Below are 16,783 nucleotides of genomic sequence, written 5' to 3'. Positions count from 1 at the left end.
ATGACCCCTGCCGTATTACTCCTGGAAAAGAATAAAGTCAGCTTCACCCTTCATCCGTATGAACACAGCAGCGATGAAACCAATTTTGGCGATGAAGCCGTAAAAAAACTCGGTCTGGACGCCCGTCAGGTTTATAAAACCCTGCTGGTTTCGTTGAATGGTGATGCTAAAAATCTGGCCGTGGCGGTCACGCCGGTGGCATCCCAGCTGGACTTAAAAAAAGTCGCGAAAGCGCTGGGGGCGAAAAAAGCCGATATGGCGGATCCTATGATTGCACAACGCGTTACCGGTTATCTGGTCGGTGGCATCAGTCCGCTCGGACAGAAAAAGCTGCTGCCCACGGTGATCGACAGCCCGGCGCAGACGTTCAATACCATTTATGTTTCAGGCGGTAAACGCGGCCTTGATATTGAACTGGCGGCAGGCGATCTTTGTCGCTTACTGAAAGGTCAGTTTGCTGAGATCGCGAAAATCAGCTGACAGGCCGGTACTCTGCACCTCTACAATAAGAAGGCCTCCTCTGCTATGACAGACACGACGTCAACGCCAGCCAGCCCGCAGAAAGACGCAGTCAAAAAGACTGCGTTTTCTATTCTGGCGGCGATCAGCGTTTCTCACCTGCTTAATGACATGATCCAGTCGCTGATACTGGCGATTTATCCGTTGCTGCAAAACGAGTTTTCCCTGAGCTTCACACAGATCGGGCTGATCACGCTGACGTATCAGATCACCGCATCACTGTTGCAGCCGCTGATCGGCTATTACACCGACAAACATCCGCAACCCTATTCTTTGCCGGTCGGCATGGGCTTTACGCTCTCCGGGCTGCTGCTGCTGGCTGTGGCGCAGAGTTTCCCTGTCGTGCTGCTGGCGGCGGCGCTGGTCGGGACGGGTTCTTCGGTTTTCCACCCTGAGTCTTCGCGCGTGGCACGCATGGCTTCCGGCGGTCGTCACGGGCTGGCGCAATCGCTGTTCCAGGTGGGCGGTAATTTCGGCGCTTCCCTCGGCCCGCTGCTGGCTGCACTGATTATTGCGCCTTACGGTAAAGGCAATGTAGCGTGGTTCTCACTGGCGGCGCTGCTCGGCATTGTGGTGTTACTGCAAATCAGTAAATGGTATCGCCAGCAAAACCTGATCGCCAAAACGCACGGGCCGGTGAAAAGTCATGTGACCCTGTTGCCACGTAAAACAGTGGCGATGTCACTGGGTATTTTGCTGATCCTGATATTTTCCAAGTACTTCTACCTGACCAGCCTGAGCAGCTATTACACCTTTTACCTGATCCATAAATTTGGTGTATCGGTGCAAAGCGCACAAATCCATCTGTTTGTTTTTCTGTTTGCAGTGGCTGCGGGCACCATTATCGGCGGGCCGGTGGGTGATAAGATTGGGCGCAAATACGTCATTTGGGCTTCAATTCTCGGCGTCGCGCCATTTACGCTACTTTTGCCGCACGCCAGTCTGATGTGGACCAGCGTGCTTAGCGTGATTATCGGCGTGATCCTCGCCTCGGCATTCTCAGCCATTCTGGTGTTCGCGCAGGAGCTGATGCCGGGCAAAGTCGGCATGGTTTCCGGCCTGTTCTTCGGTCTGGCCTTTGGCATGGGCGGGCTGGGGGCTGCGGTGCTCGGCTATGTGGCCGATAAAACCAGTATCGAACTGGTGTATCAGATTTGTGCCTTCCTGCCGTTGCTCGGGATCCTGACAGCATTCCTGCCAAATATAGAACGCAAATAGCCCTTAACCTTTCCTTCCCGGCTGCCGATAGTTAAATATCGGCAGCGTCTGAACCCTTATTCCCTTGATATCTGCCTGATAAAACCCATTTAAATCCCGCGTTGGAATTTTTTTTATCGTCTGCTGATGATTTTAAATAAAAAAGGCCAAAATTCCCCAACGTGAAAACGATTTTTACCATAAACTTAGAAACAATCAGCAACATATTTGCTTTATGCATAACCAGAAGGAGTCTGAATGCATCATTCTACGCCTCTCATCACTACCATCGTTGGCGGTCTGGTCTTAGCGTTCCTGTTAGGAATGCTCGCCAACCGCCTGCGAATTTCTCCTCTGGTTGGCTATCTCGCTGCTGGCGTGCTGGCCGGTCCGTTTACACCGGGCTTCGTTGCAGACACTTCACTGGCACCGGAGCTGGCAGAAATCGGCGTCATCCTGCTGATGTTTGGCGTAGGTTTGCATTTTTCTCTGAAAGATTTACTCGCCGTAAAGTCGATAGCCATTCCCGGCGCTGTAGCGCAAATCGCGGTTGCAACACTGCTTGGAATGGGATTATCAAGCCTGATGGGCTGGGATCTGGCCACCGGACTGGTGTTCGGGCTGTGTCTGTCCACCGCCAGTACCGTGGTGTTGCTGCGGGCGCTGGAAGAACGGCAACTGATTGAAAGCCAGCGCGGCCAAATCGCCATCGGCTGGCTGATTGTTGAAGACCTGGTGATGGTGCTGACGCTGGTTCTGCTGCCTGCGTTCAGCGGCATGCTGGAAAGCCATCACTCCAGCCCGGTAGAACTGCTCACCGGGCTTGCCGTGACGATTGGTAAAGTGATCGCGTTTATGGTGCTGATGATGGTGGTGGGCCGCCGTGTAGTGCCGTGGATCCTCGCCAAAACCGCCAGCACCGGTTCACGTGAACTGTTTACGCTGTCAGTTCTGGCACTGGCGCTGGGCATCGCTTACGGCGCCGTGGAATTCTTTGATGTGTCGTTCGCGCTGGGCGCGTTCTTCGCCGGTATGGTGCTCAATGAATCCGAACTCAGCCAGCGTGCGGCGCACGACACGTTACCGCTGCGCGATGCCTTCGCGGTGCTGTTCTTCGTCTCGGTTGGCATGTTATTCGACCCGATGATTCTGGTGCGTGAACCGCTGACCGTGATCGCCACGCTGGCGATTATCGTGTTCGGTAAATCCATTGCCGCGTTCCTGCTGGTGAAGATGTTCGGGCATTCCAAACGCACCGCGCTGACGATTTCCGTCAGTCTGGCGCAGATCGGCGAATTCGCCTTTATTCTCGCCGGTCTGGGGATTTCGCTGGGACTGCTGTCTGAACATGGCCGTAATCTGGTGCTGGCGGGGGCAATTCTGTCGATTATGTTTAACCCGCTGCTGTTCACGCTGCTGGAAAAATATCTGGCAAAAACGGAAACCATCGAAGACCAGAGCGTTGAAGAAGCGGTTGAAGACGAGAAGCAAATCCCGTTCGATTTGTGCAATCACGCACTGCTGGTGGGTTACGGACGCGTCGGCAGCCTGCTCGGCGAGAAACTTCAGGCTGCGGGGATCCCGCTGGTGGTGATTGAAAATTCGCGTCCGCGTGTCGAGGCGCTGCGTGACCAGGGCATTAGTACGGTGCTGGGCAATGCCGCCAATCAGGAAGTGATGGATCTGGCGCGTCTCGACTGCGCCCGCTGGCTGCTGGTGACCATTCCCAACGGTTATGAAGCCGGTGAAATCGTCGCATCAGCCCGCGTCAAGCGGCCAAATATCGAAATTATCGCCCGTGCGCATTATGACGATGAAGTCACCTATATCCTGGAGCGCGGTGCGGATCGCGTGGTGATGGGCGAGCGGGAAATCGCCAACAGCATGCTGAGTATGCTGCAAATCGATATTATGACCGAAGACGAAAAGCGGCCGTTTTGCCCGATCTGATCATCTGTTAGTGATTAAAAAAATAAGGGCGCAGTTCATCACTGCGCCCGCTTAAGTGGCTTTATAAAAAATGGCTTCTATCTCAACGCCCTTCTGATTTTCATCAAAATGTTGACAGCCGCCTGACTCCCTAGCGCTCCCAGTAACTCTCTTCCAGGCTGTCTTCACGTTCCGGCAGGCCACGCGTCAGACGCGGAGAATGCTGGTTCAGCACCTGATAGCTGACGCGGTTGGCGTATTTACACACCTGCGCCAGCGAGGAATAGGTCAGATACTCGCGGGAATGTTTGCTGGAATTCGGCACAGAAGTCCGGTGGAAACCGTTGGCGGCGATATCATGCAGCAGCGCCGATAATGCACCGTCACCTGCTCCGTTGGTGTTCATGATTTTCTCCGGCCCGCCCATATACGGCGCGATGTGGGAATAAATCTTCAACGGTTGCTGACAACAGTCACGACGCATCGCGCGGCTGAATTCGTACTGATTGAATTCGGCAATCGTCCCCGGCAGCAGCGGATGCTGGGTGGTGCGTTTGAATTCGTCTTCGGTATAACTCGCCATAAACAGGCCGTTCGGCCCGGCGGTACACAACACCAGATCGACCCAGTCCAGCGCCTTATCCGCCGCCATCAGCGGATCTTTCAGGCCAGTCAGCGCAAAACCTTCATCTTCGTTCATCGCCAGAATCGACACGTTATCACGGATGAAATCACGCCATGCCTGCGGATCTTCGGCGATAACGTATTGTGTGCCCAATGTTAAGACCACCGGCACATGGTACTTCTTCGCGTACTCAATCGCCTGCATGGTGGCTTCCGGCATCGGTTCGCCCGGCTTGCTGCGCAGCAAATACGAGGTCAGTAACAGCGCGGAGGCTCCTGCTATCACATCTTCCGGCACATTTTCCGCACGCAGACCGTTCATTTTGCCCGGACTGATGGCAAAGGTGCGCTCGCCGGTATCGCTGATCAGCGTAAAGCAACGACCTATCGCGCCATCCACGCCCTGCAGGAAGTTAAGATCTACGCGACTGGAGGTGTTGCAAAGATAACGGTAAGCATAATCGCCAATTTTAACGTTATTACACATCACGCCGAGCAGCACAGAACGGTCATCGGCCAGCACGGAATAGTTGTGCAGTGTGTTACCGACAGTACCGCCCGCAAACTGGTGCGTGATCAGGGCGTTGCTCATCAGTTCCTGATACAGCGTTTCCGACATCTCATCATCCAGAATATTGGATTCACCGGGCGTCAGCCCGTAGCGGGCAACAAAATTCTCATCAACACGCGCTTCGATATCGACCATCGTCTGGTCAATGCCGGCGATGTACGAGGCACCGGCTTCTGACTCCGGCTGCATTGCCTGCAACATAGAATCACGCAATAAAGGATCGCGTGCGCTGACCGGAAAATAGTGTTTGGACTTACGTTTACCAGGAAATTTCATGCATTATTCTCGGGAGATTCAAAAAACTCAGGCTTCAGTCAGAAGTGCTGAGTGACCAGCTGTTGCAGCAAATCAATATGTTCCGGCTGGTCGTTTAAGGCGTCAATATATTCGAAGCGCTCGCCGCCTGCATGAATAAAAATCTCGCGGTTCTCGCCTTTGATTTCCTCCAGTGTCTCCAGACAGTCTGCCGCAAAGCCCGGGCAGAGGATCTGAATATGCTTAACTCCCTGATCCGGAAGGCCTTTCAGCGTTTCATCGGTGTAAGGCGTCAGCCATGGTTCGCGACCAAAGCGAGACTGGAAGGTCAGCATAATTTTGCCCGCAGGTAGTTGCAGCGCATCGGTCAGCGCCTGCACTGTATCGCGGCAACGCTGTTCGTAGTCATCACCCTGCGCGACAAAACGCTTTGGAATGCCGTGGAAGGACAACACCAGACGGTCCGGTTCGCCATGCTGAGCGAACGAACGTTCGATGCTGGCTTTCAGCGCGGAAATATAAGCCGGATGCGTGGCGTAATCACGGATAAAGCTCATTGAAGGCAGGCGACGCTGCGATTTCAGCACACGCGCCACGCCGTCAAATACCGCGGCGCTGGTTGAGCAAGAGTATTGCGGATACAGCGGCAGCACCACCATTTTGGTCACGCCCTGCGCCAGCAGTTTTTCAATCGGTTCTTTCATGCCCGGCTTGCCGTAACTCATCGCCAGTTCAACCGGCGTACCCGGCAGGCGTTCTGCCAGCGCTTTCTGCTGACGACGGCTGTAAACCATCAGCGGTGAGCCCTCTTCCATCCACACGGCTTTATACAGTTTGGACACGCGCGGGGAACGCAGCGGCAGGATCACCAAATTCAGGATCGGCCACCACAGCCAGCGGGGGGTATCAACCACACGGATATCACTCAAAAATTCAGCCAGATATTTTCTAACGGCCTGCGGGGTCGGAGCTTCCGGCGTCCCGAGGTTGACCAGGAGAACACCGAATTTGGTCTGCGTCATGCTGAATTTCCTAAATTGAAGGCACTGAAGCCAGTGCGAAAAGTTATGGGCGCCACCGTTTATTTGTGCTGCGGCAAAGAGGCGCAGGTCATTGTAACGAAAACAAAGACGATGGGAACAACGGCAGAAACTATCAATGCGAATTGTTATTATTAATCCCCGTCACGCTCGCTTGCCGCCGCTCGAATTATTTTGGGTATTGGAAATGGAGTCCCTAAAAAAACAAACGGGGCGACCGTAGTCACCCCGTGATAGTGCGCAGAACAGACGATCAGCTCAGAATAGCAGCCAGTTCGTCACGCACTGCAGAGACCTGTTGTGTACCGTCAATTTTGACGTACCTGGTATTGCCCGCTTCAGCTTCTTTGCTGTAGTAGGACACCAGCGGCTCAGTCAGCTCATGGTATTCCACCAGACGTTTACGCACGGTTTCTTCCTGATCATCTTTACGGGTGATCAGTTCTTCGCCGGTGACATCGTCTTTACCTTCCACTTTAGGTGGATTGTAATGGATGTGGTACACGCGGCCAGAGCCAGGGTGTACGCGACGACCTACGATGCGATCGACGATCAGTTCGTCAGGCACGTCGAATTCCAGCACGTAATCCACTTTGATGCCCGCGTCTTTCATGGCATCAGCCTGCGGAATGGTACGAGGGAAACCGTCTAACAGGAAACCGTTGCGGCAATCTTCCTGCTGAATACGTTCTTTCACCAGTGCGATAACCAGTTCGTCGGTTACCAGTTTACCGGCATCCATAATCTCTTTTGCTTTCTTGCCGAGTTCACTTCCGGCCTTCACAGCGGCGCGCAACATATCACCGGTAGAAATTTGCGGAATACCAAATTTCTCCATGATGAATTGAGCCTGAGTACCCTTACCTGCGCCCGGAGCGCCCAGCAGAATGATACGCATTGCGTAAATCCCCTTGCATGTAATTTTTATGAATCTCGAAAAACGGTCAACCATACCATTCTGAGCACTTTTGCTCAAGGAACAAGCCCTGCTGAAATTGGGGTTAAGCCTGCGCCATCCGTCGTTCCACCCGCCAGTTTGCGGGACCACGACCAGCGAGAACATCACGCTACCGGCATGATTGCTGAACTTTACTCACAGGCTTTCAGGGAATGGAAACGGGAAGAAGCAAAGCAATAAAAAAGGGTGTCGCTTTCACGACACCCTTTTCGTTTTACGCCAGCTGATTACGCCTGTAACAGCGTATTCATGCGACGGATGAACAGGTTTGGATCTTCCAGCGTGCCGCGTTCTGCGAACAGCGCCTGATCCAGCAGCAGCTCAATCCACTCGCTGAACTGATCTTCATCAGCCACATCAGAAGCACGTTTCACCAGCGCGTGTTCCGGGTTCAGCTCAAAGATGTATTTCACTTCCGGCGCATCCTGACCGGCAGCGGCAAACAGTTTTGCCATCTGCGTGGTCATTTCGTCGGCACCGGTGGTAACGATGGCTGGCGTATCGGTCAGACGGTGCGTCAGACGCACTTCTTTCACACGATCGCCCAGCAGCGTTTTCACGCGCTCAACGAACGGCTCCAGCGCTTTTTCGGCTTCTTTCTGCTCTTCGCTTTCGTCAGCCAGTTTGTCCAGTGTGTCGTCGGCCTTGCTGACGGACTGGAAGACTTTGCCATCAAAATCAGTCAGATAGCTCATCATCCATTCGTCGATGCGATCAGACAGCAACAGGACTTCAATGCCTTTTTTGCGGAACAATTCCAGATGCGGGCTGCTCTTCGCGGCCGCATAGCTGTCGGCAGTGATGTAATAAATTTTGTCCTGGCCTTCAACCATCGACGCTACATACTCTTCCAGCGACAACGTCTGCTCGCTGCTGTCGTTGCGGGTGCTGGCGAAACGCAGCAGTTTGGCGATCGCTTCTTTGTTCGCACCGTCTTCTGCCGGACCTTCTTTCAATACCAGACCAAACTGTTTCCAGAATTGCAGGTATTTTTCGTTGTCGTCTTTCGCCAGTTTTTCCAGCATTTGCAGAACACGTTTGGTCAGCGCACTGCGCAGGTTCTGGGTGATGCGGCTGTCCTGCAGAATTTCACGGGACACGTTCAGCGGCAGATCGTTGGAATCTATCAGACCACGAACAAAACGCAGGTAGTTCGGCATGAACTGCTCGGCTTCGTCCATGATAAACACGCGCTGAACATACAGTTTCAGGCCGTGTTTATGGTCGCGGTTCCACATATCCCACGGTGCCTGTGAAGGGATGTACAGCAGGCTGGTGTATTCCTGCTTACCTTCAACGCGGTTGTGGCTCCAGCTCAGCGGATCGCTGAAATCATGGGAAATGTGTTTGTAGAATTCTTTATATTCGTCGTCGGTGACTTCCGCTTTACCGCGGGTCCACAGGGCCTGTGCCTTGTTGATTTGTTCCCAGGTTACGGTGTCGTCTTCTTCGTTACGGGTTTCGACTTCAACCGGCAACGCAATGTGGTCGGAATATTTACTGATGATGGAGCGCACGCGCCAGTCATCCAGGAATTCGTCCTGATCTTCGCGCAAATGCAGGGTAATTTCAGTCCCGCGATCGGCTTTCTCGATATCCGCCAGGGTGTACTCACCTTCACCGGCAGATTCCCAGAATACGCCTTCGTCAGCGCTGGCACCGGCTGCGCGGGTGCGCACGGTGACTTTGTCTGCCACGATAAAGGCAGAGTAGAAGCCCACACCAAACTGACCAATCAACTGGCTGTCTTTCGCCTGCTCAGAACCGACAGATTGCAGGAACGCTTTGGTGCCGGATTTGGCGATGGTACCGAGGTTATCGATAACTTCGTCACGGCTCATGCCGATACCGTTATCACTCAGCGTCAGGGTGCGTTTTTCTTTATCAAATGCCAGACGGACATGCAGCTCGCCATCACCTTCATAAAGTTCAGGCGCAGACAGTGCGCGGAAACGCAGTTTATCAGCGGCATCTGAGGCGTTGGAAATCAGCTCGCGCAGGAAAATTTCTTTGTTTGAATACAGGGAATGGATCATCAGATGAAGCAGTTGTTTTACTTCAGACTGGAATCCGCGTGTCTCTTGTCCTTTCATACTCATCAAATTACCTCAATCCAGATACTGTTATTGACCAAATCAGACGTTGAGGAATAAGTGGGGTTACGTGTCAGGCTTTTCAAGCACAGGGAGAAAATTTTAAGAAGAAATGCAGAGGGATAGCTGAATAAAACGGGGCGCAGAGAACCGCGCCCGCATAACAGTCAGAACCGAAAGGGATGACGTCCGGCAAGGGAATGCGACAGCGTGGTGCCGTCGACCATATCCAGTTCGCCTCCGACTGGCACACCGTGCGCAATGCGGCTCGCCAGTACGCCATACTGGCCGCACATTTCAGCGATGTAGTTGGCGGTCGCTTCACCTTCAACCGTCGGGTTAGTCGCCAGGATCACTTCCTGAATATTTTCACTTTCAAGACGCTCTTCCAGACGGCCTAAACCGATGTCGTCCGGCCCGATGCCATCGAGTGGTGACAGGTGCCCCATCAGCACAAAATAGCGACCAGAGAACTGACCGGTTTGTTCTATCGCATGAATGTCCGCCGGGCTTTCCACCACACAAACCTGACCGTTTTCTTTACGCCGTGGATTGGCGCAAATCGTACAGACTTCCTGCTCGGTGAAGGTACGGCAATCGGCACAATGGCCGATCTCAGACATGGCACGCGTTAAAGACTGCGCCAGCCGCATTCCGCCGCTGCGATCACGTTGCAGCAACTGGAATGCCATACGTTGCGCGGACTTCGGGCCGACGCCCGGCAGGCAACGCAACGCCTCCATTAAAGATTCAAGGAGAGGGCTGGTTTGCATCAGAATGGCATCTTGAAGCCTGGTGGCAATTGCATGCCGCCAGATACGGCTGCCATTTTTTCTTTCTGAGTTTCATCGATACGACGTGCAGCATCGTTGAACGCCGCAGCGATCAGATCTTCCAGCATGTCTTTATCGTCTTCCAGCAGGCTTGGATCGATTTCAACGCGACGCACGTTGTGCGCACCGTTGATGGTGATTTTCACCAGGCCAGCGCCTGACTCACCGGTCACTTCCAGCTGAGCGATTTCCGCCTGAGCCTGTTGCATTTTTTCCTGCATTTGCTGGGCCTGTTTCATCAGGTTACCAATGCCGCCTTTTCCAAACATAGTCTTCTCTCTCAGCAATGGCCGCGTCACAATCGCGGCGTTTAAATTGGGCGGATACTTTCCTCATCCAGCTCAGCGTCGAAGAAACGGCGCAAAGTCTGAATGTTGTTATCCGCAATAATAGACTGACGCGCCTGCGCCAGTTTTTCTTCATAAATGGCCTGTCGCCATTCCAGCGGCGTCTTCACCGCCAGATTATCATCTTCCAGCACGGTCAGTTCAACCGGCGTCTGATGCAATGCCGATAAAGCATCCGTCAGCACTTTCTGCGCGGACGGCGAATTCAGGTGCTTTTGCGAGGAACGCAGGTGCAGGCAGATTTTGCCTGGTTCCGGCTGCTCACGATACGCATTCAGCGCCAGTTGCTGCACCAGTTTCGGAATGGTCATCCGGCTGATCTCAGCCGCCCATTCATCACGTTCAATCGCTTCTTCCGCCAGGCGGGAAGCCAGTTCCGGCGATTTTTCATGTTCCAGCGCGGTGCGCAGCGCTTTCGGTGTCGCCACCGGTTCCGGTGCGACTTCCGGTTCCATCATCGCTTTCCAGCGATACGCTTCTTCTTTTATCGGCGCGGCAGGTTCTTTCTTCACAGCCAATGTCTGCGCACGCTCAGTCACCGAAGCGAGACGCTCCAGTGCTGAGGTTGCCGGCCGCGCTTTTCCTGGCGCTGCCGGCTCAGCTTTTTTTGGGGTGGTACTCCCCTGCCTGAGCAATTGTGTTCGTGCCTGTAAAAGTTGCGCGGTGGAATCCGGCATTGACGCCGGTTCTGCATTTCCCTGCGGCGCAGGCGCATTATCGTTTTGTTGCGGCGGTGCGTTACGCGGTGCCGCCGGTTGTGATGGAGCCTGCGGCGCCACATAAGCTGGGGCTGCGACTGGCTGGGGAGCCGGTTCAGCAATAATCACTTTCGGATGGAAGGCCAGCGCGCGCAGCAGCGTCATTTCAACACCCATACGTTTGTCCGGCGCATAGGCCAGCTCTTTGCGGCCAATCAGTAAGGTCTGATAATAAAGCTGTACGTCTGCAGGCGGAATGACACGCGCCAGTTCGCGCAGGCGTTGTTCAATCGCCGCGTAATGATTATCGAGAACCGACGGTAACAACTGAACCATTGCAATGCGGTGCAGCAACGCCAGCGTTTCCACCAGCAAATTTTCCCAGTCCACGCCACGGGACGCGGCCTGTTCGACCTGCGCCATCATCTGTCCGCCATCGGCGCTGACCAGCGCTTCCAGCATTGCCAGCGGTTGTTCGTCATCCAGTGTACCGAGCATTTGTGCCACGGTTTCGGTCGTCACCGCGCCCTGCCCCATCGCGATCGCCTGATCGGTCAGGCTCAGCGCATCACGCATACTGCCGTCGGCAGCGCGCGAAAGCAGCTGTAAAGCGCGCGGTTCCGTGGTAATGGTTTCCTGGGTTAATACATGTTCGAGCTGTTTACGGATCTGTTCAGCGTCCAGCGCTTTCAGATGGAACTGCAAACAACGCGATAAAATGGTGACCGGCAGTTTTTGCGGATCCGTCGTTGCCAGCAGGAATTTGACGTGTGCGGGCGGCTCTTCCAGCGTTTTCAACAGCGCATTAAAACTGTGACGCGAGAGCATGTGCACTTCGTCAATCAGGTAAACTTTGAAGCGGCCCCGCGCCGGTGCATATTGCACGTTATCCAGCAGCTCGCGGGTGTCTTCGACTTTGGTACGGGAAGCGGCATCGATTTCAATCAGATCGACAAAACGGCCCTGCTCGATCTCGCGGCAGTTATCACACACGCCACAAGGGGTGGAGGTAATGCCAGTTTCGCAGTTAAGGCCTTTCGCCAGCAGACGGGCGATGGTGGTTTTCCCTACGCCACGGGTACCGGAAAACAGGTAGGCGTGATGGATGCGCCCGAGCGACAAGCCATTGGCCAGCGCGGTCAGCACATGTTCCTGTCCGACGACGTCGGCAAAAGTTTGGGGGCGCCACTTACGGGCAAGAACCTGATAGCTCATTAACACTTCATCGTTGATTTATAATGAATAATTTGACGATACACGAAAAAACATCGTTTAACCCGTCTTTCTGCGCTGGTCTGCGAAACGGAGACTGAAGACTCAGCATAATGATGCCGGAGCCAGACTGCCACTTCTTAGTGTACCAGCAGGGTCGCCATCATTCCTATTACTTTACTTTTTGCGCAGCGCGCCGCAGTTTCTCCACCTTCCTCCTCCTCCTGACAATTCGCCTCACGGGATGAGGGCAAATTTTGCCCACTCATTACACTTAAATTCACCTCTGTTCTGATAATGCTTCCTGCCTTTCGTAAGGAGAGCCATGAAACACCTGACACTGCCTTTATTATTGCTCATTTCTCCCGCCGCACAGGCCGACTGGACGCTGCAAGGCTTCCCCGGTTTCGCCGAACCGGTCAGCGGAATATTCACCAGCCACGCCACATTACCTAAGGGACAACGCACACTGGAATTACATCAGGATAATCAGTGCTGGCAACCCACGGGTGCGGTAAAGCTTAACGAAATGCTGTCGCTGCAACCTTGTGAAAGCCAGGTGCCGGTTAACTGGAAACTGTTCCGCGCGGGGGATTATCAGGTTCGAATTGATACCCGCAGCGGCACACCCACGCTTCAGCTCAGTTTGAAAACGGTGGAGGAAACCGTCGCCCCGGTGGCGAAAACCTGTCCGCGTGGAGATGGAAAACCGCTGACCGTCGATGTCTCCGGCACTTTTGCTGAGGGTGAAACTGTTCGCGATTTTTATTCTGGTCAGAGCACACAGGTCAGCGGCGGCCACATCACCATGATGCCGGATCCGGCCAGCGGCGGCCTGTTGTTACTGGAAACAGCAGAGCGCAAAGCGCCCGCGGCGTTTAGCTGGAAAAACGCCACGGTGTATTTCGTACTGACCGATCGCTTTGAAAACGGCAATCCGGATAACGATCACAGCTATGGCCGTCACAGTGACGGAATGCAGGAAATCGGCACTTTCCACGGCGGTGATCTGGCCGGGCTGACCAGCAAACTCGACTATCTGCAACAGCTCGGCGTTAACGCACTTTGGATCAGTTCGCCGCTCGAGCAGATCCACGGTTGGGTCGGCGGCGGCACCAAAGGCGACTTCCCGCATTATGCCTATCACGGCTATTACACGCTCGACTGGACAAAACTCGATGCCAATATGGGCACCGGCGAAGATTTACAGAAACTGGTCAGCGAAGCGCACAAACGTGGGATCCGCATTTTATTTGACGTTGTCGTCAATCACACCGGCTATGCCACGCTGGCAGACATGCAAACCTTCCAGTTCGGCTCGTTATATCTGAAAGGTGATGACATCGGAAAAACACTCGGCAAAAACTGGACTGACTGGAAGCCCGGTCCAGGCCAGAACTGGCACAGTTTTAATGATTATATTAATTTCGGCGACAAAGACGGCTGGAGCACCTGGTGGGGGAAAAAATGGATCCGCACCGACATTGGTGACTATGACTCGCCCGGTTATGACGATCTGACGATGTCATTGGCCTTCCTGCCGGATATTAAAACGGAATCGACGCAAGCCAGCGGCCTGCCCGTTTTCTATCGCAACAAACCCGATACGGCCGCACGTGAAATTCCCGGTGCAACACCGCGTGATTATCTGGTCACCTGGCTCAGTCAGTGGGTACGGGATTACGGCATAGATGGATTCCGTGTGGATACCGCCAAACACGTCGAAAAAGCGACACTGGCATTACTCAAAGACCGTTCAGCCGAAGCCCTGAAGCAATGGAAAACGGCCAATCCTGCAAAGGCGCTGGATGACGCACCATTCTGGATGACCGGCGAGGCATGGGGCCACGGTGTGATGAAAAGCGATTATTACGCCAATGGTTTTGACGCAATGATTAATTTTGATTTTCAGGATCAGGCCGCGGCGGCGCTGAGTTGTTTTGCCAGCATCGATGCAACTTATCAGCAGATGGCGGAGAAAATGCAGGATTTCAATGTCCTCAGTTATTTGTCATCGCATGATACCCGGCTGTTTTTCGCTGCCGATGCCAAAGGTTCTCTACCGTTACAGCAGCGCGCCGCAGATTTCTTGCTACTGGCACCCGGCGCGGTGCAGATTTATTACGGCGATGAAAGTGGTCGCCAGTTTGGCGCGACGGGTTCAGATCCTTTACAGGGAACGCGTTCTGACATGAACTGGAGTGAGCTGACCGGCCCGAAACAGGCTTTACTGAAGCATTGGCAAAAACTGGGAACTTTCAGGGAACAACATCCGGCGGTTGGCGCAGGCGTGCAGAAATCGCAGCTGACGGCGCAATATTATGCCTTCAGCCGTCAGCAAGGTGACGATAAAATAATGGTGGTCTGGGCAGAAGAAAGAGGGAAATAACGGCGCAGAAAGCAAAAGGCCTCGCGTTAACGGCGAGGCCAGTTCACATCAACGCGCATGAATCAGTGGCCGTCGAAACAGACCAGGCTGTAGCAGTTGATATTTGAATCGTTCAGGCGTTTTTCACCGCCCAGTTCCGGCAGGTTAATGATGAATGCAGCATCAGTCACTTCTCCCCCCAGACGACGGATCAGTTTCGCGGTGGCTTCAATCGTGCCGCCTGTTGCCAGCAAATCGTCGATCACCAGAATTTTTTCGCCAGGTTGAATCGCATCAACGTGGATTTCAAGACTGTCAGTGCCGTATTCAAGATCGTAGGTTTCGCTGATGGTTTCACGCGGTAATTTGCCCGGTTTACGCACGGGAACAAAGCCCACGCCCAGAACCAGCGCAACCGGTGCGCCAAACAGGAAACCTCGTGCTTCAGTGCCCACCACTTTGGTGACGCCAGCATCGCGGTAACGATCGGCCAGTAACTGAATGCTTGCAGCGTAAGCTTTTGGGTCTTCCAGCAAGCTGGTGACGTCACGGAACAGTATGCCTGGCTTAGGATAGTCAGGGATGGTTTTGATACTGTCTTTAATAAACTGTAGCTGCTGTGCGGTAGCGGTCATAATGTAATTGCCTGATAAAGCTGCTGTTCATACTTAAACGCGGGCGGTCAAATGTCCCCCGCCATGCCTGTATAAAGCATGTCGTTCAAGGAAGGAAATTGGGAGCGCACCGACGTACGAGATGCCCAAATCTATGCAAAGCTGCTTTAAAAAGCAACCCGCAGCCGGACATGATCGCCTGTTTTATTGCTCAAGGTCAACCACTGGTAATCGCCACATCATGATCAGCAACGCAAACATCATGCAAACCAATAAAATACGCACCCACAATAACGGCACAAAATATATCGAAATCGCGAAAGTCACCACAATCAGCGCAACCGCTTTCGGTTTTACACCTTTCGGTAACGCGCGATGTGTCTGCCAGTGGCGCAGATAGCTGCCAAACCATGAGCGGTACAATAACCACTGATGGAAACGGGGTGAGGACCGGGCAAAGCACCAGGCCGCCAGCAGTAAAAAGGGGGTTGTCGGCAACAACGGTAACACCACGCCGAGCGTCGCCAGCACCACACACAACCAGCCAACGGTAATCAGTAGTACACGTTTCATGCATTTCCTTCAGCTTAAAACAGGCTGCATAGACGATTTACGGTTTCTCAGTGTAAACAAGTGCGCAGAGGCTGTCATACCGGTAAGCTACGCCAGAGTTTAAGGGAGATTATCGTGAGCACAGAACGAATTTTACATGTCCTCGATCAGCAGATCGAAACACTGGCTCGGGAAATTGAACCGATCGGCCATGTTTCCGCCTCACAGGCACGGTTTGATGTCGCACTTTTCTCAACCAAAGGCACCCGGTTGCGCGATTATCTGGCAGAAATTAAAACCAATTTGCGGCAACTGAATCAGGAAGTACTCGAAAAACGCTCTGCGCAGGTGGCGTTTATCGCCGAACGGCTGGTGGCACAAATTACCGCCATGCAGCGCGAGCTGGCGACCCAGTCTCTGCGCAAAACGCACCAGACACCGGAACGCAAAAGCCATGATAATTACACCAAACTGGCGGAAACTCAGCAGTTCGAGCGACGTCTGATTGCGATGATTGAAGATCGGGAAACCACGCTGGGTCAGCTGGCGACATTCAGCGATCAGCAGCGGGTGCAGAAGGAACTGGCGGCGCTCGAAGGACGTTTAATGCGTTGTCGTCAGGCGCTGGCCAAAATAGAGAGACAAATCGAGCGGCAGGAAAAAGGTTTTTGAATCTTTATCACATTTTTTTAATCCGGCATTCAGGCCGGACCTTTTCTTATCTATAATAGTAAGTCCAAAACCTGCTAATCATAATGTTGGCCTATATGTCCGTAGAAAATGCGCCCCCCGAACTTCAGCTTGCTGTCGATTTGATTTACCTGCTTGAGTGCAATGAAATTGCCCCTGAAACCGCGCTTGCGGCGCTGGAAATCGTACAACGCGATTATCAGGAAAAGTTGAAAAACAGTAAGAGTACGCTTTCGATCAGTTACCTTTAAGCTGACCGGCTGCCTGCTTCAGGGGAACCCGT

Annotated in this window: 15 protein-coding genes and 1 other annotated feature; of the genes, 6 read left to right on the top strand and 9 right to left on the bottom strand. The window is 53.5% G+C overall.

Going from position 1 to position 16,783, the window contains the following annotated elements; all coding sequences use genetic code 11:
* The 3 genes from ybaK (at position 1) to ybaL (ending at position 3,666) form a co-directional block, all read left to right on the top strand.
* Positions 1 to 480 carry a Cys-tRNA(Pro)/Cys-tRNA(Cys) deacylase YbaK gene (gene ybaK / locus DXU84_RS00740; protein WP_013576591.1) on the top strand — a complete coding sequence of 160 codons (480 nt, stop codon included), beginning with the start codon at positions 1 to 3 and terminating at the stop codon, positions 478 to 480.
* 45 nt (positions 481 to 525) lie between these two features.
* A complete protein-coding gene (locus DXU84_RS00735) occupies positions 526 to 1,737 on the top strand; it encodes an MFS transporter (protein ID WP_013576592.1) in 1,212 nt (403 codons plus the stop codon).
* Positions 1,738 to 1,974: 237 nt separating this feature from the next.
* Positions 1,975 to 3,666, top strand: coding sequence for a YbaL family putative K(+) efflux transporter (ybaL, locus tag DXU84_RS00730; protein WP_013576593.1), 1,692 nt, complete (start codon positions 1,975 to 1,977; stop codon positions 3,664 to 3,666).
* Between the two features lie 130 nt (positions 3,667 to 3,796).
* Here the strand turns inward: ybaL and DXU84_RS00725 are convergent, their stop codons facing one another.
* The 7 genes from DXU84_RS00725 to dnaX all read right to left on the bottom strand — a co-directional run bounded on the left by DXU84_RS00725 (position 3,797) and on the right by dnaX (position 12,279).
* On the bottom strand, positions 3,797 to 5,116 hold the full coding sequence (locus DXU84_RS00725) for an inosine/guanosine kinase (protein ID WP_037036883.1): 1,320 nt from the start codon (positions 5,114 to 5,116) through the stop codon (positions 3,797 to 3,799).
* A gap of 38 nt (positions 5,117 to 5,154) precedes the next feature.
* Positions 5,155 to 6,117 (bottom strand): ferrochelatase, encoded by a 963-nt coding sequence (gene hemH, locus DXU84_RS00720; RefSeq protein WP_013576595.1) that lies wholly within the window; start codon positions 6,115 to 6,117, stop codon positions 5,155 to 5,157.
* A 271-nt stretch (positions 6,118 to 6,388) separates the two neighbouring features.
* A complete protein-coding gene (gene adk / locus DXU84_RS00715; RefSeq protein ID WP_013576596.1) occupies positions 6,389 to 7,033 on the bottom strand; it encodes an adenylate kinase in 645 nt (214 codons plus the stop codon).
* Between the two features lie 287 nt (positions 7,034 to 7,320).
* Entirely contained in the window at positions 7,321 to 9,186 is a 1,866-nt protein-coding gene (gene htpG, locus DXU84_RS00710; RefSeq protein ID WP_165497402.1) for a molecular chaperone HtpG, read from the bottom strand.
* Positions 9,187 to 9,353: 167 nt separating this feature from the next.
* Entirely contained in the window at positions 9,354 to 9,959 is a 606-nt protein-coding gene (gene recR, locus DXU84_RS00705; protein ID WP_112197396.1) for a recombination mediator RecR, read from the bottom strand.
* Entirely contained in the window at positions 9,959 to 10,288 is a 330-nt protein-coding gene (locus DXU84_RS00700; protein ID WP_013576599.1) for a YbaB/EbfC family nucleoid-associated protein, read from the bottom strand. The genes recR and DXU84_RS00700 overlap by 1 nt, the downstream gene beginning before the upstream one ends.
* Before the next feature lie 41 nt (positions 10,289 to 10,329).
* The gene (gene dnaX / locus DXU84_RS00695; protein WP_013576600.1) at positions 10,330 to 12,279 is read right to left on the bottom strand and encodes a DNA polymerase III subunit gamma/tau; all 1,950 of its coding nucleotides are present in this window, start codon (positions 12,277 to 12,279) and stop codon (positions 10,330 to 10,332) included.
* Positions 10,930 to 10,994: a sequence feature (DnaX frameshifting element), on the bottom strand. Its footprint overlaps the gene before it by 65 nt.
* A 322-nt stretch (positions 12,280 to 12,601) precedes the next feature.
* On the opposite strand from dnaX, the gene DXU84_RS00690 reads away from it, so the two are divergent.
* Complete coding sequence (locus DXU84_RS00690) at positions 12,602 to 14,665, top strand: alpha-amylase (protein ID WP_126125076.1); 2,064 nt, start codon at positions 12,602 to 12,604, stop codon at positions 14,663 to 14,665.
* 62 nt (positions 14,666 to 14,727) lie between these two features.
* Here DXU84_RS00690 and apt read toward each other — a convergent pair whose 3' ends face one another.
* Positions 14,728 to 15,279 (bottom strand): adenine phosphoribosyltransferase, encoded by a 552-nt coding sequence (gene apt / locus DXU84_RS00685; RefSeq protein WP_013576602.1) that lies wholly within the window; start codon positions 15,277 to 15,279, stop codon positions 14,728 to 14,730.
* A 183-nt stretch (positions 15,280 to 15,462) separates the two neighbouring features.
* Positions 15,463 to 15,831 carry a DUF454 family protein gene (locus DXU84_RS00680; protein ID WP_013576603.1) on the bottom strand — a complete coding sequence of 123 codons (369 nt, stop codon included), beginning with the start codon at positions 15,829 to 15,831 and terminating at the stop codon, positions 15,463 to 15,465.
* Between the two features lie 114 nt (positions 15,832 to 15,945).
* Here DXU84_RS00680 and priC point away from each other — a divergent pair, with 114 nt between their 5' ends.
* Together priC and rsmS are read left to right on the top strand one after the other, a co-directional pair.
* Positions 15,946 to 16,482 carry a primosomal replication protein PriC gene (gene priC / locus DXU84_RS00675; protein WP_013576604.1) on the top strand — a complete coding sequence of 179 codons (537 nt, stop codon included), beginning with the start codon at positions 15,946 to 15,948 and terminating at the stop codon, positions 16,480 to 16,482.
* A 95-nt stretch (positions 16,483 to 16,577) separates the two neighbouring features.
* Positions 16,578 to 16,751: a pleiotropic regulatory protein RsmS gene (gene rsmS, locus DXU84_RS00670; protein WP_015690305.1), complete on the top strand. Its 174-nt coding sequence runs from the start codon at positions 16,578 to 16,580 to the stop codon at positions 16,749 to 16,751.
* The last annotated feature ends 32 nt before the right edge of the window (positions 16,752 to 16,783 follow it).

Source organism: Rahnella sp. RcJ3 (assembly GCF_009498575.1).
Taxonomy (GTDB): domain Bacteria; phylum Pseudomonadota; class Gammaproteobacteria; order Enterobacterales; family Enterobacteriaceae; genus Rahnella; species Rahnella aceris.
The sequence above is the reverse complement of the archived record's forward strand: the minus strand, read 5'-3'. Positions and strand labels throughout refer to the sequence as shown.

Excerpts from the sequence above, each read along its gene's own strand:
- ybaK (WP_013576591.1), top strand. The coding sequence starts at position 1 with ATGACCCCTGCCGTATTACTCCTGGAAAAGAATAAAGTCAGCTTCACC.
- DXU84_RS00735 (WP_013576592.1), top strand. The coding sequence starts at position 526 with ATGACAGACACGACGTCAACGCCAGCCAGCCCGCAGAAAGACGCAGTC.
- ybaL (WP_013576593.1), top strand. The coding sequence starts at position 1,975 with ATGCATCATTCTACGCCTCTCATCACTACCATCGTTGGCGGTCTGGTC.
- DXU84_RS00725 (WP_037036883.1), bottom strand. The coding sequence starts at position 5,116 with ATGAAATTTCCTGGTAAACGTAAGTCCAAACACTATTTTCCGGTCAGC.
- hemH (WP_013576595.1), bottom strand. The coding sequence starts at position 6,117 with ATGACGCAGACCAAATTCGGTGTTCTCCTGGTCAACCTCGGGACGCCG.
- adk (WP_013576596.1), bottom strand. The coding sequence starts at position 7,033 with ATGCGTATCATTCTGCTGGGCGCTCCGGGCGCAGGTAAGGGTACTCAG.
- htpG (WP_165497402.1), bottom strand. The coding sequence starts at position 9,186 with ATGAAAGGACAAGAGACACGCGGATTCCAGTCTGAAGTAAAACAACTG.
- recR (WP_112197396.1), bottom strand. The coding sequence starts at position 9,959 with ATGCAAACCAGCCCTCTCCTTGAATCTTTAATGGAGGCGTTGCGTTGC.
- DXU84_RS00700 (WP_013576599.1), bottom strand. The coding sequence starts at position 10,288 with ATGTTTGGAAAAGGCGGCATTGGTAACCTGATGAAACAGGCCCAGCAA.
- dnaX (WP_013576600.1), bottom strand. The coding sequence starts at position 12,279 with ATGAGCTATCAGGTTCTTGCCCGTAAGTGGCGCCCCCAAACTTTTGCC.
- DXU84_RS00690 (WP_126125076.1), top strand. The coding sequence starts at position 12,602 with ATGAAACACCTGACACTGCCTTTATTATTGCTCATTTCTCCCGCCGCA.
- apt (WP_013576602.1), bottom strand. The coding sequence starts at position 15,279 with ATGACCGCTACCGCACAGCAGCTACAGTTTATTAAAGACAGTATCAAA.
- DXU84_RS00680 (WP_013576603.1), bottom strand. The coding sequence starts at position 15,831 with ATGAAACGTGTACTACTGATTACCGTTGGCTGGTTGTGTGTGGTGCTG.
- rsmS (WP_015690305.1), top strand. The coding sequence starts at position 16,578 with ATGTCCGTAGAAAATGCGCCCCCCGAACTTCAGCTTGCTGTCGATTTG.